Source organism: Inhella sp. (assembly GCF_027532025.1).
GTDB lineage: Bacteria > Pseudomonadota > Gammaproteobacteria > Burkholderiales > Burkholderiaceae_C > Inhella.
This window is the reverse complement of the sequence record NZ_JAPZSY010000121.1, coordinates 1-12,759: the sequence shown is the minus strand read 5'-3', so window position 1 is coordinate 12,759 and position 12,759 is coordinate 1. Positions and strand designations below refer to the sequence as shown.

General features: G+C 64.4%; 15 protein-coding genes. 8 read left to right on the top strand and 7 right to left on the bottom strand.

Going from position 1 to position 12,759, the window contains the following annotated elements:
- The first annotated feature begins 297 nt into the window (after positions 1-297).
- Together O9335_RS14570 and O9335_RS14565 are read left to right on the top strand one after the other, a co-directional pair.
- Entirely contained in the window at positions 298-699 is a 402-nt protein-coding gene (locus O9335_RS14570; protein WP_298389381.1) for a hypothetical protein, read from the top strand.
- 19 nt (positions 700-718) lie between these two features.
- Positions 719-1,096, top strand: a complete 378-nt coding sequence (locus O9335_RS14565) for a hypothetical protein (protein WP_298389380.1) — start codon at positions 719-721, stop codon at positions 1,094-1,096.
- Between the two features lie 15 nt (positions 1,097-1,111).
- On the opposite strand, the gene O9335_RS14560 is transcribed toward O9335_RS14565, so the two are convergent.
- Positions 1,112-1,501 carry a hypothetical protein gene (locus tag O9335_RS14560; protein ID WP_298389378.1) on the bottom strand — a complete coding sequence of 130 codons (390 nt, stop codon included), beginning with the start codon at positions 1,499-1,501 and terminating at the stop codon, positions 1,112-1,114.
- A 230-nt stretch (positions 1,502-1,731) separates the two neighbouring features.
- On the opposite strand from O9335_RS14560, the gene O9335_RS14555 reads away from it, so the two are divergent.
- From O9335_RS14555 to lnt, 3 genes are read left to right on the top strand one after another with little or no spacing between them, the layout of a single operon-like run.
- Positions 1,732-2,835 (top strand): SGNH/GDSL hydrolase family protein, encoded by a 1,104-nt coding sequence (locus tag O9335_RS14555; RefSeq protein WP_298389376.1) that lies wholly within the window; start codon positions 1,732-1,734, stop codon positions 2,833-2,835.
- Between the two features lie 20 nt (positions 2,836-2,855).
- The gene (locus O9335_RS14550; RefSeq protein WP_298389374.1) at positions 2,856-3,485 is read left to right on the top strand and encodes a hypothetical protein; all 630 of its coding nucleotides are present in this window, start codon (positions 2,856-2,858) and stop codon (positions 3,483-3,485) included.
- Positions 3,486-3,543: 58 nt separating this feature from the next.
- Positions 3,544-6,108, top strand: coding sequence for an apolipoprotein N-acyltransferase (gene lnt / locus O9335_RS14545; protein ID WP_298389372.1), 2,565 nt, complete (start codon positions 3,544-3,546; stop codon positions 6,106-6,108).
- A gap of 39 nt (positions 6,109-6,147) precedes the next feature.
- On the opposite strand, the gene O9335_RS14540 is transcribed toward lnt, so the two are convergent.
- Positions 6,148-7,380: an MFS transporter gene (locus O9335_RS14540; RefSeq protein WP_298389370.1), complete on the bottom strand. Its 1,233-nt coding sequence runs from the start codon at positions 7,378-7,380 to the stop codon at positions 6,148-6,150.
- A 651-nt stretch (positions 7,381-8,031) separates the two neighbouring features.
- On the opposite strand from O9335_RS14540, the gene O9335_RS14535 reads away from it, so the two are divergent.
- The 3 genes from O9335_RS14535 (at position 8,032) to O9335_RS14525 (ending at position 9,428) form a co-directional block, all read left to right on the top strand.
- Positions 8,032-8,304, top strand: coding sequence for a DUF1778 domain-containing protein (locus tag O9335_RS14535; protein ID WP_091566395.1), 273 nt, complete (start codon positions 8,032-8,034; stop codon positions 8,302-8,304).
- On the top strand, positions 8,301-8,795 hold the full coding sequence (locus O9335_RS14530) for a GNAT family N-acetyltransferase (protein ID WP_298389367.1): 495 nt from the start codon (positions 8,301-8,303) through the stop codon (positions 8,793-8,795). The genes O9335_RS14535 and O9335_RS14530 overlap by 4 nt, the downstream gene beginning before the upstream one ends.
- A 78-nt stretch (positions 8,796-8,873) precedes the next feature.
- Complete coding sequence (locus tag O9335_RS14525; RefSeq protein WP_298389365.1) at positions 8,874-9,428, top strand: helix-turn-helix domain-containing protein; 555 nt, start codon at positions 8,874-8,876, stop codon at positions 9,426-9,428.
- A gap of 193 nt (positions 9,429-9,621) precedes the next feature.
- On the opposite strand, the gene O9335_RS14520 is transcribed toward O9335_RS14525, so the two are convergent.
- The 5 genes from O9335_RS14520 to O9335_RS14500 all read right to left on the bottom strand — a co-directional run.
- Positions 9,622-10,062: a hypothetical protein gene (locus O9335_RS14520; protein ID WP_298389363.1), complete on the bottom strand. Its 441-nt coding sequence runs from the start codon at positions 10,060-10,062 to the stop codon at positions 9,622-9,624.
- The gene (locus tag O9335_RS14515; RefSeq protein ID WP_298389361.1) at positions 10,035-10,424 is read right to left on the bottom strand and encodes a hypothetical protein; all 390 of its coding nucleotides are present in this window, start codon (positions 10,422-10,424) and stop codon (positions 10,035-10,037) included. The genes O9335_RS14520 and O9335_RS14515 overlap by 28 nt, the downstream gene beginning before the upstream one ends.
- Before the next feature lie 3 nt (positions 10,425-10,427).
- A complete protein-coding gene (locus O9335_RS14510; protein ID WP_298389360.1) occupies positions 10,428-11,624 on the bottom strand; it encodes an RtcB family protein in 1,197 nt (398 codons plus the stop codon).
- Positions 11,625-11,626: 2 nt separating this feature from the next.
- The gene (locus tag O9335_RS14505; RefSeq protein ID WP_298389358.1) at positions 11,627-12,187 is read right to left on the bottom strand and encodes a hypothetical protein; all 561 of its coding nucleotides are present in this window, start codon (positions 12,185-12,187) and stop codon (positions 11,627-11,629) included.
- Positions 12,159-12,759: hypothetical protein (locus tag O9335_RS14500; RefSeq protein WP_298389356.1), on the bottom strand; the 601-nt coding region annotated here is incomplete at its 5' end. The genes O9335_RS14505 and O9335_RS14500, both read right to left, overlap by 29 nt.

Here is a 12,759-nt window from a genome sequence, read left to right as displayed (position 1 = left end):
CGTCAGGAGCCGGCAACGACGCTTGTCGCCCCCGGGGCTCGGCCCGAAGGGTGGCCCCTGGATCCGGCGCATGCGTTGTCGCTCCTTCTTGTGGACACGAGTCCACGGCGGCGTCGCTCCGAGCCTGCGCCGGACCAGGGGCCACGCCGGCCTGGGCTTCTGCCGCGCAGACTCCTAGCCCGCCTGCAGGCCGAGCCGACGGCGCTGCGCGAGCGGCAGCACCCGGGCCAGCCCCAGTGGCTTCACCCGCCCAAGGCCAGCACCATTCGGTGCCAGCACGCAGATCAGGAGGGCCCGATGGACTACCGCTACGAACAACGCGGGCGACGCCCGGTCGTCGCCCTGGTCGGCCTGGCTGGGCTGTGCCTGACCGCCCTGGGACTGCACCAGGCAGCGCCCTGGCCCTTTACCGCCGTCGTGGGTACCGCCGCCTTCATGGCGTTGTTGATTTGGTGGCAAAACAGCATCAGCGGATTGCAGTTACAAGGCAACACCCTGACCCTGTTCAAGAACGAATGGCACCACGCGATCGACGTGGCCACCATCCGCGCCGTGCGCGTCACGCCGTCCTCCGGGGGGCAACCCAGCGTGTGGCTGGACATCGAAGGTGCCCCGCCTTACCGTCTGCCTGGGTACTGTTTCGGCGCTGCCGAGCCCCTCAAGGCCGCTTTCCGGCAACGGGGCGTGCCCGTCGATTGACCGACCGCCGTCGCCCGCCATGGACATCGTCATCTCGCTGCTGGTGCTGGGCACCTCGACCCTGTTGGTCGCGGCGCCACCCGTGGTCGTTTGGCGTGTGCTCAAGGCCATGAGACCGGCTCAGGCCGCCGGGCTGCGGATCGGCGTGGCCCTGCTCGGCCCCTGGCTGGCCTGCTACGCCCTGATGGTGCTGGCCTGGCTGCCCGCGTACGCGGGGCAATGCGGTGGATGGCTGGGCGAAACCACGCCCTGCACGGGCTGGTGGCAGTACGCCCAAGAGACCCTGTTTTGGGCCGCCATGGGCACGGTTGTGCCCGGTGGGCTTGGCGTCCTGATGGGTGGGGCCGTCGTCCTGGTGCACTGGATCCAACGCTGGCAAGGCCGCCGCCCAGGGTGACGGCCGGGCAGGCGATCAGCGGCGTCGCGGCATGATCATTTGGGTCTTGGCAAACCCGTCCCCATCAGGCTCTTCCGATTCCCAGTCGGTGATCCGGCTGGCTTGCAGCAAAAGTTCCTCGTCGCTGATCTGATCGGGGTCCAGTTCGGGCTCGGCTTGAGCCTGCTGCTGGTGGGCCAGTCGTTGGCGCAAGTCGGCCAACTCCTGTTGCAAACCATCCACTTGGCGACGCGCTTGATCGCCTTGCTGCTGGGCAAACTGCCGGGCCTGCTCCGACTTCTTCAGTTGCTGCCGATAGCTCAGGCTCAGGCGGTTCCAACGCAGCACGGCCGCCGCCCATGCCAAGCCAGCGCCAGCCACCGCCCCCACGGCGCCTGCGAGCAGCATCATTTCGGTGGGTCCCATCGTCTTCTCCAGCCCCTGTTGGTTTTTGACCATCTTGACACAAGGCGCTGGGGCTCCTCCCCTAGGGCTTCCCGAAACCCATGGCCAACCCCTAGGGGTTTGCGGGAGTACTTCACACCACTCAAATGCGCGAACGTGCTAGGTGGGCTGCGCCCGGAATCCCCGTTACGGCAGTTTGAGAAGTTTTGACCGGCCTCGGCTCGACGCTCACAACCCCTCTGGAGACACGCATGACCCTTTTGTTCCAGGCGCCGTTCGCGCGCCGTCTTGGTTCTCGCCTCATGGCAGCCGTGGCCCTCGCGGCGCTGGCCTTGCCCACCTCGGCCAGCACCTTGAACCAAAACGTTTCGTGGACGATCGACCGCGCGGGCACCACCGCGAAGTACCGCGTGGTGGCTTATGGCGATTCCATCTACGCCGGCTACAACGGCTCCACCACCAACGCCGCCAAGTACGCGGCGCCCACGGTCCAGGCTGAGTACCTGTCGGCACTTTGGAACGCCGACATCGAGAGCGTGCGCCGCACCAAATCGGGCGCCGTGGCCTCGGACGTGTACCGCAACAAGATCGTGGCCGAGCGCTCGTACATGCAGGCCGCCAACACCCGGGTGGTGACGTTCGAAATGTGCGGCAACGATGGTCTTCAAGCCCGCTCCAACTTCAAGGGTCAAACCGGCACCTGCAACTACGGCGTGCTCGACACCGCCGTGCAAAACTGCAAAACCAACGTGGCCGCGGCGATGGACTACATCAACGCCAACGCGTACGCGGGCGTCAAGCTCAAAATCGTCTCCAACCTGTACTACCCCGGCTACGCGGCCGACAACGTGCAAAGCAGTTGCCGAAGCGCCAGCACGGGTGCCACCGTGAACTTGCGCGACAAGTTCCTGCCGGCGCTGGTGAAGATGAATTACTGGATGTGCGAGTACGCCCGCCAGAAAGGCTTCAAGTGCGCAGACAGCTTTGCCGAGTACATGGGGGCCGACTTCGACAGCAATGGCGACGGTTTGGTTGACTCCAACGCCCTGCGCTACCAAGCAGGCGAGAGCGAAGCGAACTACCTGACGCGCATCACCTCCACGCTGCGGGCCACGCTGCGCGATGCGAACACGCACTTCGTCTCGGCGAGCAGCAGCTTCGACTACATCCAATCCGACGACACCCACCCGACCTTCACGGGCGGTACGGTTTCGGCTGGGCTCTTGGGTGGCACCACCAGTTCCGGCGCTCCGCGCTACACCAGCTTCACCAGCGGCAAGAGCCCCATCTGGAACCAGTTCGGGCACGAGCGCATGGGCTGGACGCTGTCGGTGGCCAACCCGCCTGCGCCCTGAAGCGCGCCACGCCGTCGGCCATGAACCCACCCTCTGCCCGCCGGCGCGTCCGCCCCCAGTTCGTGTACCTGGGGGCGGCATTGGCCTGTGTGGCTGCAGCAGCCCTGCTGTTGTGGCCCTCTGAAACGCCTCGCCCAGAGGACCCTGCCCGGCCCACGAAAGCAGCCACGCTGCCGATCGCCACGCCAGCCCTCAGGGCGGCGATCCAGCCCCCGCCCGCTGTGGCCAGCGCCTCCGCACCGGACCAGACCTCCCCACCCGTGGACCACGACGACCTCGCCGCGCACGTGCCGGCCGGCCAAGCGCCCAGCATGGCCGAAGTCATCCAACGCCTGCATGCGGCCGGCGTGCACACCGGGCTTGGCGCCTTCCAACCCCCTGGCACTCGCCCGCCCCTGGTCGGACTGGCTGTGCCCGAAGACTTCGCCTTGCCTGACGGCTACGTGCGTCACCACCAAGCCACCGACGATGGGCAGCGCATCGAAGCCATCCTGATGTTCGCGCCCGACCGACAGTTCGTGGACGCCCAAGGCCGGGTCATCACCGTGCCGCCGGACCGCGTCGTGCCTCCGGAATGGGCGCCCCCGGGCCTGCCGATGCGCCGCATCGTGGTGCCGCCTCCCCTCGACTCCTCCCGTCCTACCCCCTGATCGCCACGGCGAGCCCTCGCGCCCGGCGCGCACCTGGGCTCACCGTGCACGCCTGCCCATGCGCGCTCCGTCTCTCTCTCCCCAACACACCCAGCCCAAGGGTCACACCCCCATCGGGCGTCTGACCACTTGGGCCCTGGCCAGCGCCGCGCTCATGGCCGTCTACGTGCAGGGCGGCCACGCCTGGCTGCTGGCCCCCCTGTTGTTGTTGCCAGCCCTTTGGGTGCTGAATGCCTGCCGCTCATGGCGCCAAGCCCTGGGCTGGGGTTGGCTGCTGACGGTGTTGCACACCGCCGCCGGCTACCACTGGTTCGGGCAGGCCATCGACCACTACACCCAGGGTCCAGCCGGACTGGGCCTGGGCGTGCTGCTCCTGCTCGCGCCCGTGTTCCAGCCTCAATGGCTGGTCTTTGTGCTGGCGCGCCACGCGACTCGCCAGCGCCTGGGTGCGGCGTGGGGCGCTTGGGCGGGCATGGCAGCTTGGGTGGGCACCGAGTGGGCGTTCCCTAAGCTGCTGGGAGACTCCCTGGGGCATGGCCTGTACCCTGCCCCGCTGTTGCCTCAAGCGGCAGCCTGGGTGGGCGTGGCCGGCCTGACCGCGTTGCTGCTGCTGACCAACGAAGCCCTGGCCCAGGCGCTGTCCGACACCGGCCGTGCTTGGCGCGGCGGCTGGCGGCCCAACGCATCTCGCCACGCCACACGCGGGCCCTCGCTGCCGGCCTGGGCGTGCGCCGCCTTGCTGCCGGCGTTGGCCCTGACCTTGGCCCTGGGCAGCCAGCCCGCCCCCCTGCCCGCCAACAGCCCCCAACTGCGCATCGGCATGGTGCAGGCCAACCTCACCGACTACGAGGCCCGGCGACGGTCGGAAGGCAGCTATGCCGTGGTGCGAGAGATCCTGGACCTCCACTTCGCCATGAGCCACGACGCCGTGGAGCGCCAGCAGGCCGATGCGGTGCTTTGGTCGGAAACCGTCTACCCCACCACCTTCAACCAGGCCAAGAGCGAAGCCGGGGCCGAGTTGGACCGCGAAATCCTCGGCATCGTCAAAGCAGCAGGCGTGCCCTTCGTGTTCGGCACGTACGACCGCGACGAGCGCGGCGAGTACAACGCCGCCGCCTTCGTGGAGCCCGGTCCGGGCCTGCTCAGCTTCTACCGCAAGACCCGGCTGTTTCCGCTCACCGAGTGGGTTCCCGCCTGGCTTGACGGCCCGCGGCTGCAGCGATGGCTGCCCTGGGCCGGTCGCTGGCAACCAGGCGATGGCGCGCGGGTCTTTCCGCTGCGCTTGCGCGATGGCCGCGAAGTGCCCGTGCTGCCCCTGATTTGCCGGGATGACGTGGACCCCGCCTTGGCTCTGGCCGGCGCTCGCTTGGGCGCGCGGGCCATCGTCACCCTGTCCAACGACGCCTGGTTCACCACCGCGCCATTGGGAGCACGCCTGCATGGCGCCGTGGCGGCGTTTCGCAGCATCGAAACCGGACTGCCCCAATTCCGCGTCACCACCAACGGCGTCAGCGCCGTGATCGATGCGCGTGGTCAAGTGCTGGCCGCCTCCCGCATGGGCGAACGAACCCTGGTGATCGGCTCCTTGCCCGTGCCCGAGCCTCGCCCCACCCTACTGGTTCGCTGGGGCAACTGGGTGGGGCCGGCAGTCCTGCTCAGTTTGTTGCCCATGCTGGCCCTGGCCCTGGCGCCCATTTGGCGCCACCGCTGGCACCCTGAAGGCGCACGCTCCCCCGCCGGCTGGAGCCCCAACCTCACCGTGGCCGCCCTGCCCCGTTCGGCCTTGCTCGCCGTGCTGATGCTTCGCACCACCGCCCGCATCAGCCTGCTGGGCCTGGGCGCCGCTTGGCTGTGGCACGACAGCTTTGGCACGCAGTTTCTGTGGCAGTTGCGCCTCTTCGGTGCCCTGGTGCTGGCCCCGGAGGGGGCCGCGTGGTTCATCCTGCGCGCCTTCCGCGGCCGCGTCAGCGTGCAGGGCGAATTAGCCCGCCTGCACCTCCCTGATGCTGTGGGCGACAGGGATTCTCGGCTCTTGTCCCCAGCGCAGGCCTGGGTTTGGCCCGACTGGTGGCCCCTGGCAGGCATCCGTGTGGCCGACGCACAAGGACGCCGGCACTGGCTCGCCATGCCCAGCCCTCGCCTCTGGCTTCATGCCTGGAGCGCCGGCGCCCCGCCCGCGCTCCTTTCAGCACCACAGCCTGCGGCGGATTGGCACCAACGCTGGCAAGCCTTTCGCTGGGCCCGCGAGTGGCAGCAAGCTGGTGCGCCCAACCGCCTCCGCCGCGCCTGGCTCGCCCAACACGCTCTGTTGCCTTTGCTCATGGCCGTTCCCGCATTCCTGCTGCACCAGCACATCGCCTACGGCAGTTGGTGGGGCGAGGCCCAAACGCACGGTCTGGGCGCCTACGCCATCGGCTTGTTCCTGTGGTGGGCAGGCTGGGTGGTGGCCGTGAGCCTGCTGGCCGCTGGTTTGCGTGTGGCCGTGGAAGGCGCAGCGCTGCTGCTGAGCCTCTGGCGCCCCGCCGACGCGCTTCGCAGTCGCGCCGGGCTGGAGTTGCTTCGCTCTGTGCTGCTGTACCTCGGGCTGCCGCTGTGGCTGGCCCTGCGCCTCCTGGGCGCCTGAGCACCGGCAACCGCTTGCCTTGCCGGCGCACCAGGGCCCTCAGCTGTCTGCGGCTCGAAACACGTTTCGTGGCGCCATCGCCAGCACAACCAGCGCCAACACGGCCAGCACGGCACCTCCAAGAAAGGTGGCCGACGGTCCGTGGGCATCCCACAAGAGACCCGCCGCCCCACTGGCCAACAACAGGGCCAAACCGCACACCAGGTTGAACACCCCGAAGGCCGTGCCACGCCATGGCGCAGGCGCCGTGCTGGCCACCAGGGCCGCCAACAGACCCTGCGTCATGCCCATGTGCATGCCCCACAGTGCCACGCCCAGCAACAGCACGCCGGGGTGGGTGCTGGACGCCAGCACCACATCGGCCAACACCAGCATGCCCAAGCCAGCGGCCAACAAACCGCCGTGACCCACTCGGTCCGACCACCGGCCAAACGGATACGCCGTGGCCGCGTAAACCAGGTTCATGGCCACCATCACCAAAGGCACCATGGCCAGAGGGATGCCACTGCCTTCGGCTCGCAGCACCAAGAACGCCTCGCTGAATCGCGCCAAGGTGAACACCGCGCCCACCGCCACCACCCACCAGTAAGACGGCCCCAGCCGAGTCAATACGGTGCGGTCAATCGGCACGCCCGACTCAGCACGGTCCCCACGAGGAGGTTCACGCACACCGATCCACAGCAACAGAACGGCCAGCAAGCCGGGCAACACCGCCACCCAAAAAACAGCCCGGATGTTGCTGTCCCACAGCAGCATCAAGCCCACCGCCAGCAAGGGCCCCAAGAACGCCCCCACTGTGTCCAGCGACTGCCGCAGGCCAAAGGCCGCACCACGCGAGGCGGGCGGCGTCATGTCGGCCACCATGGCGTCTCGAGGAGCACCCCGAATGCCCTTGCCAACGCGATCGAGCAATCGCGCTCCAAGCACCACGCCAGCCCCATTGGCCAAGGCGAACACCGGCTTGGTCAGTGCGCCCAAGGAGTAACCCAGCACCGCCAACCCTTTGCGACGCCCCAGCCTGTCGCTCAACACACCAGAGAACACCTTGACGACCAAAGCGGTGGCCTCTGCCAAACCCTCAATCAAACCCACGGCCGTGGCGCTCAGCCCCAAACTGCCCACCATGAAGAGCGGCAGCAAGCTGTGCACCATCTCCGAAGAAACGTCCATCAGCAGGCTGACAAAACCCAACACCCAAACCCCGGCAGGCACCCGGCCGCGCAACGTGACGGTGGCTTCGGAGGCGTCGGGCGGAGCGGGGCGTCGTGACATCGCCGTGGCGGCCTGGCAAGGGTCAAAGGCCACCCAAAAGGGTGGCCGACAACAAGATCTTGTACGGCTCCGTCAGGAGCCCAACAACCTGACAACGTCGCTCCGGCTTGGCAAGCGTGTTGATCGTGCGGCGTCGGCGTTGCCGAGTGGCATGCGATTGTGAGCTCAAAGCCTTGAAGTCCTGGCGGCGAGCAGGCAAACCGCCGGACGTCGTTTGACCCGATCTCAGCATTGGGAGGGGGACTCAGGCCGTGACGCAGGTGACGCTCCAGACGAGCCACCCAAGGCAGGCTACCCATCATGAGTCCAAGGCCGCAAACCGCGCCAACACAGGGGGAACGGGCAAAAAAAATCCCAACCGGATAGGGGTTGGGATTTCACATTATGGTGGTGGAACACGGAACCGAACCCGCGTCCGTCATCTGAATAGTAGTCCGTCCGCAAGTCTCCAGTCCCGGATTTGGGTCATTTGGCCGTTTCCGTGGACATTCGTCCGAACTGGAGCAACCCCGGAAAACAGGTTTTGAAGTCGTGTACTGGCTACCAGTCGGCACCCCTTCCTGCAGCAAGTGACGAACCTCGTATTGACAACGGCTACACGCTGCGCCACAATCCGTGTATCTGTTGTATATGCGCGAATAGGAGAAACCAATGCGTGACGCCGCCATCAATCTGCGGGCCTTGCCCGAACAGCGCGATCTGATCGATCACGCGGCCAGCCTGCTTGGCAAGAACCGCTCGGACTTCATGCTCGAAGCGGCCTGCGACCGCGCGCAGTCCGTGGTGCTGGATCAGGTCTTTTTCAGCCTGGACGCCGACAAGTTCAAGCAGTTCACCGCGATGCTCGACGCACCTCCCGGCCCCAACCCCGGGCTTGAACGTCTCATGGCCGTCAAGGCACCCTGGAGCACCGGCGCGGCATGAGCTTGCAACTGAGCGCACCGATTCCGCTCGCTGCCACCCACAACTTGGACGATTTCGCTTGCGGTGAAGCCAGTCTTGATGAATGGCTCAAGCGCCGGGCACTGACCAACCAATTGAGCGGTGCCAGCCGCACCTTCGTTGTCGCAGATCAGGCAGCACGCGTCTACGGCTACTACGCGATGGCCGCAGGCGCGGTGTCACATCAGGCGGCAATCAGCAGCGTGCGACGCAACATGCCCGATCCAGTGCCCGTGATGGTTCTGGCCCGGCTGGCCGTCGACCATCGGGCGCAAGGCATCAAGCTTGGAGCATCCCTGCTGCAGGACGCAGTCGGCCGAGCGGTGATCGTTTCGCAGAACGCCGGTGTCCGGGCGCTTCTCGTCCACGCTCTCAACGACCGCGCCAAGCAGTTCTACGAGCACTACGGCTTCCAGGAGTCACCGCAGCATCCGATGACGCTGATGCTGCGCTTGAACTCCGTCAAGGCCTGATCCAGCCTGCCGCAAATGCCGAGCTTGGCTTCTTCGTCGAACAGCGTTGTCATGGGGTCATCTGTTCAGGAGAAAAAGATGCACTACCCAGTGATGACCGAAAAGCACCTCGCCGACCGCTGGCAGGTCAGCCTCAAGACACTGCGACGCTGGCGACTCGATGGCGAAGGGCCTGTGTGGCACAAGCTGTTCCGACAGGTGCGTTACCACGACGCCGACATCCTGGAATTCGAGCAACGAAGCGCGCAGCACCTGATGACGATGCTCGGCATCACTCGGGAGTTCAAGCCCGCCGAACCGGAAGCGACCCTCGGCCAAGGCCTCGGGGCCGACGCCGAGAGCCATTACTTCACGGCAAAGGAAATCGCCGAGGCAGCATCGCTGCCGACCCACTTTTTTCGCGATCAGACAGAGCGCAATCGCAAGCGCGTGCCGCACCTGATGCTGGTGGGCAACCTACGGTTTTCACTGCCAGCGATCCTGGCATGGGAGATCGACAACAGTGTGCGTGGCAATGCCGCTGCAGCAGCCATCGAGGAAATCGAGAGCCCGGCCACCCCCTCGGAGCCAGCCAAACGCTGGCACGAAATCGTCAGGGAGCAGGACGCAGCGCGGTTCAATTCCGCGCCATAGCCTGAACGGTTGTCCCTGCTTTTGGCCGAAAGTCCACCGTTTCGGCCATTTGTCCACGAGGGTGGAACACGGAACCGAACCCGCGTCCGCAATCAGAACCAGATAGTAACGGCTTGGCTACGAGGGCGTGAATTCGACGATTTGGCCATATCACATCATGAAAGACGTGTTGGCTGCTCGAAATTCATCGCGCCTACCTAAACGCAGGTAGCTGCACCAATGTGCCGTCGGCCAGGACCTCCCTGCGCTCATCCAATCTTCCGTCCGGATCTTCACAAGGCTTCGCGTAGACGACGCGGTACGCGTTGCCAACCTCGTCCTTGAGCCACTGAGACAGTTGCAGTCCTCGCTCGTGAAAGGCAACCCAATCCCAACCACTGGCGTCGAAGTCTTCGGAGTAGAACGATGTTCGATCAAACTCGATCGCCCAGTCTGCAAACTTTCGCCAGAGCCCTTCGGACATCGGGCAGGTCTCATCCCATCCAGTGCCATCGCAAATATTCCCACCGACGCCAACTTCCTTTGGTGCATCAACGCACCACAAAAACGGCGCGTTACCATAGTCCACCATCACGGTGAGGATCGGGACAAACGGCTGGGGGTCCGTCATAGTGGCATCCGCTTCTGTCGCCATTTAATCTCCCCAGGTTGAGTGCCCTTCAGCCAGGCTGATCGGCCATCCTCTGAAAGTTCGAGCCAGTCGCAAGGTAGCGTAGGACCACCAAGCATGGATTCGACGACGCAGCAATCCTGCCAGATTCGTTGTCCATCGAGCTCTGCCGTTGGCTGGAATCCGAGCGACGTCCACTCCTCGACGAGTGATTCGATATCGGCCGGATTCATAGCTCCATCGCGTAGCAGATGTTCATCGAACCAAACTCGTCCCCCGATCAGGCGCTCGTGGTCCTGCAGGCATTGCGCCCAGCCGCCCGGATACTTCTGCCGGATGAGGTCGATCGGCACGACGAAGTCTATGAACTCAAGTGCAATGGCCATGGTTCAGCCCTTCACGCAGACGACCTGCTTGAGGGTGTGAAGGATTTCGGTCAGGTCGCGCTGGTTTGCCATGACCTGATCAATGTCCTTGTAGGCCCCCGGAATCTCATCGAGTACGCCCTTGTCTTTGCGGCAGATCACGCCTGCGGTCTGCGCCTCAAGGTCAGCCTCGGTGAAGTGCTTTTCAGCTGCCGTCCGACTCATACGGCGACCTGCACCGTGGGCGCTGGAGCAGAAACTCTCGGCGTTTCCCTTGCCACGTACGATGTAACTGCGTGCGCCCATGCTGCCCGGCACAATGCCCAGATCGCCCTCGCGGGCGCGAATGGCGCCTTTGCGCGTCACCCAGACATCAGTGCCGTAATGGTGCTCCTTGGCCACGTAGTTGTGATGGCAGTTCACCGCCTCGGTGGTCACAGTGAATGGCGGTAGGTGCCGCGCCAGCGCATCGAGCACCAGGTCCAACATGGCTTGGCGGTTGGCCATCGCGTACTCCTGGGCCCAGTGCACCGCCTCCACGTAGTCATTGAAGTGTTCTGTACCCTCAGGGAAATATGCAAGGTCACGGTCAGGCAACTGGATCATCCAGCGCTCCATGTCCTTGCGGGCCAACTGGATGAAGTAGTCGGCAATCGCATTGCCGATACCCCGGCTGCCCGAGTGCAACATCACCCACACCTGATCCGACTCATCCAGGCAAACCTCGATGAAGTGATTCCCACCACCGAGGGTACCCATCTGGTTGGTCCACTTTGAGAACTTGCCGAAGGCCTTCAGAAGTTGGGGGTGACGGTCGGTGAGCGCTTTCAAGCCTGGCTCGAAAGGCCGCGCAGCATCCACCAGCACACGGTCATCGGCGTGTTGACCACGCCCCACCGGCACATCCCGGGTGATTTGATCGAAAACCTTCTTCAGGGCTTTTTCGTCCAGATCGTTGCCCGTGATCGACAACCGGGCGGCCACCATGCCGCAGCCGATGTCCACACCGACAGCCGCCGGAATAATGGCCTTGTGCGTGGCGATCACAGAACCGATGGTGGCGCCGATCCCGAGATGCACGTCAGGCATCGCCGCAACGTGGTGATGAACAAAGGGCAGCCCAGCAATGTTGGCCAGTTGCTCCTTCGATCGGTCGTCGACATCGTCGGTCCAGATTTTGACTGGTACGCGCTGGTCGGTAAGAACTTGTTGAACTGGCATTTCTAATCTCCACCCTCGATGTCGTAGAAGGGCTTATTTGGATCAATCTTGACTACGTCCGAAACGGACAAACCATGCACCGGCCACTCAAACCTGCTCGGCTCCGCGCGGACCAATGTGCGAATCGCATCGAGGTAGTCCTGAATGGCCTTCACCATCTGGGTCCGCTCAAAAACCAATACGACCGGGACGGCTGTCTTCTCCCACTCACTCAGCGCTGGGTCCAGAAGATTGCCTGCGCTTTGGGGCCGGCGGAAAGACCACTGAACAAGACCTGTGCGGTGCGTGACCTGTATTCCGTCAACGATGCCAGCACACCCTCCGACCCCACACCCGCAGGTAAAAATCTCGAACCAGCGCTGCTCATGCAGGCTCTGGATGAGTAGAGCCAGGTCAATAAAGTGCGGCTCATCGATGTGATTCCCGTCGACCCAGATCTCCGAATACAGCGTGATCTTCCCGCCGGTGAGATGCTTGCCTTGCGCAACACCATCCTCAAGACGCAGCTCGAAGTGATTGCAGGGCTTGTTCAGATCAAGCGATAGTTGCGGGTTCTCTGGCATCACGCACCTCGTCAACCGCACCGCCCATAGAAAACACCCGGTCGGGCCACGCACTGGCTGTCATTCCATCCAAAACCGCCACCATCGCCTCGACCAAGACCACATCGATGTTGACTGACCTGTCAGCGGGGTCAACGGCAAACATGCCACGCAGACGCAGTACCGTGGACTTAAGGGCACCAAGCAAGCCTTCGGACTTCGCCAGTGATTCATAGGTATCTCGCCTGGACATCAGGTACAAGAAAGCCTCGACCACTTTGGGCTCGAGATAAAGAGTGCCCTGGTGGTTGGCCATCACAAGCTCAAGCCAGTCAACCAGCCATTCGCCTACGCCCATCTGCCGCAACCCCATGTAGGTTGTTGGCCATTCAGACGCTGGTGTGATGCGCAGCCACTCGCTGACCCCCAGCGGGGTCAGACCTGAGTAGTGCTCTGACTCAGCCCAATATCGCCGGTCCTGATGGTCGATGATCTGGTCGCGTTTGCGCAGGAAGGCGGGGATGGTGGTGTCATCCATTGCGCAGAACTTAATGGACGGCTCACGCACCGTTCTGAATACGGCGGGGACAGAC

What these genes read in the sequence shown, in the direction of transcription:
- O9335_RS14570 (WP_298389381.1), top strand. Translation starts at nt 298, where the DNA reads ATGGACTACCGCTACGAACAACGCGGGCGACGCCCGGTCGTCGCCCTG.
- O9335_RS14565 (WP_298389380.1), top strand. Translation starts at nt 719, where the DNA reads ATGGACATCGTCATCTCGCTGCTGGTGCTGGGCACCTCGACCCTGTTG.
- O9335_RS14560 (WP_298389378.1), bottom strand. Translation starts at nt 1,501, where the DNA reads ATGGGACCCACCGAAATGATGCTGCTCGCAGGCGCCGTGGGGGCGGTG.
- O9335_RS14555 (WP_298389376.1), top strand. Translation starts at nt 1,732, where the DNA reads ATGACCCTTTTGTTCCAGGCGCCGTTCGCGCGCCGTCTTGGTTCTCGC.
- O9335_RS14550 (WP_298389374.1), top strand. Translation starts at nt 2,856, where the DNA reads ATGAACCCACCCTCTGCCCGCCGGCGCGTCCGCCCCCAGTTCGTGTAC.
- lnt (WP_298389372.1), top strand. Translation starts at nt 3,544, where the DNA reads ATGCGCGCTCCGTCTCTCTCTCCCCAACACACCCAGCCCAAGGGTCAC.
- O9335_RS14540 (WP_298389370.1), bottom strand. Translation starts at nt 7,380, where the DNA reads ATGTCACGACGCCCCGCTCCGCCCGACGCCTCCGAAGCCACCGTCACG.
- O9335_RS14535 (WP_091566395.1), top strand. Translation starts at nt 8,032, where the DNA reads ATGCGTGACGCCGCCATCAATCTGCGGGCCTTGCCCGAACAGCGCGAT.
- O9335_RS14530 (WP_298389367.1), top strand. Translation starts at nt 8,301, where the DNA reads ATGAGCTTGCAACTGAGCGCACCGATTCCGCTCGCTGCCACCCACAAC.
- O9335_RS14525 (WP_298389365.1), top strand. Translation starts at nt 8,874, where the DNA reads ATGCACTACCCAGTGATGACCGAAAAGCACCTCGCCGACCGCTGGCAG.
- O9335_RS14520 (WP_298389363.1), bottom strand. Translation starts at nt 10,062, where the DNA reads ATGGCGACAGAAGCGGATGCCACTATGACGGACCCCCAGCCGTTTGTC.
- O9335_RS14515 (WP_298389361.1), bottom strand. Translation starts at nt 10,424, where the DNA reads ATGGCCATTGCACTTGAGTTCATAGACTTCGTCGTGCCGATCGACCTC.
- O9335_RS14510 (WP_298389360.1), bottom strand. Translation starts at nt 11,624, where the DNA reads ATGCCAGTTCAACAAGTTCTTACCGACCAGCGCGTACCAGTCAAAATC.
- O9335_RS14505 (WP_298389358.1), bottom strand. Translation starts at nt 12,187, where the DNA reads ATGCCAGAGAACCCGCAACTATCGCTTGATCTGAACAAGCCCTGCAAT.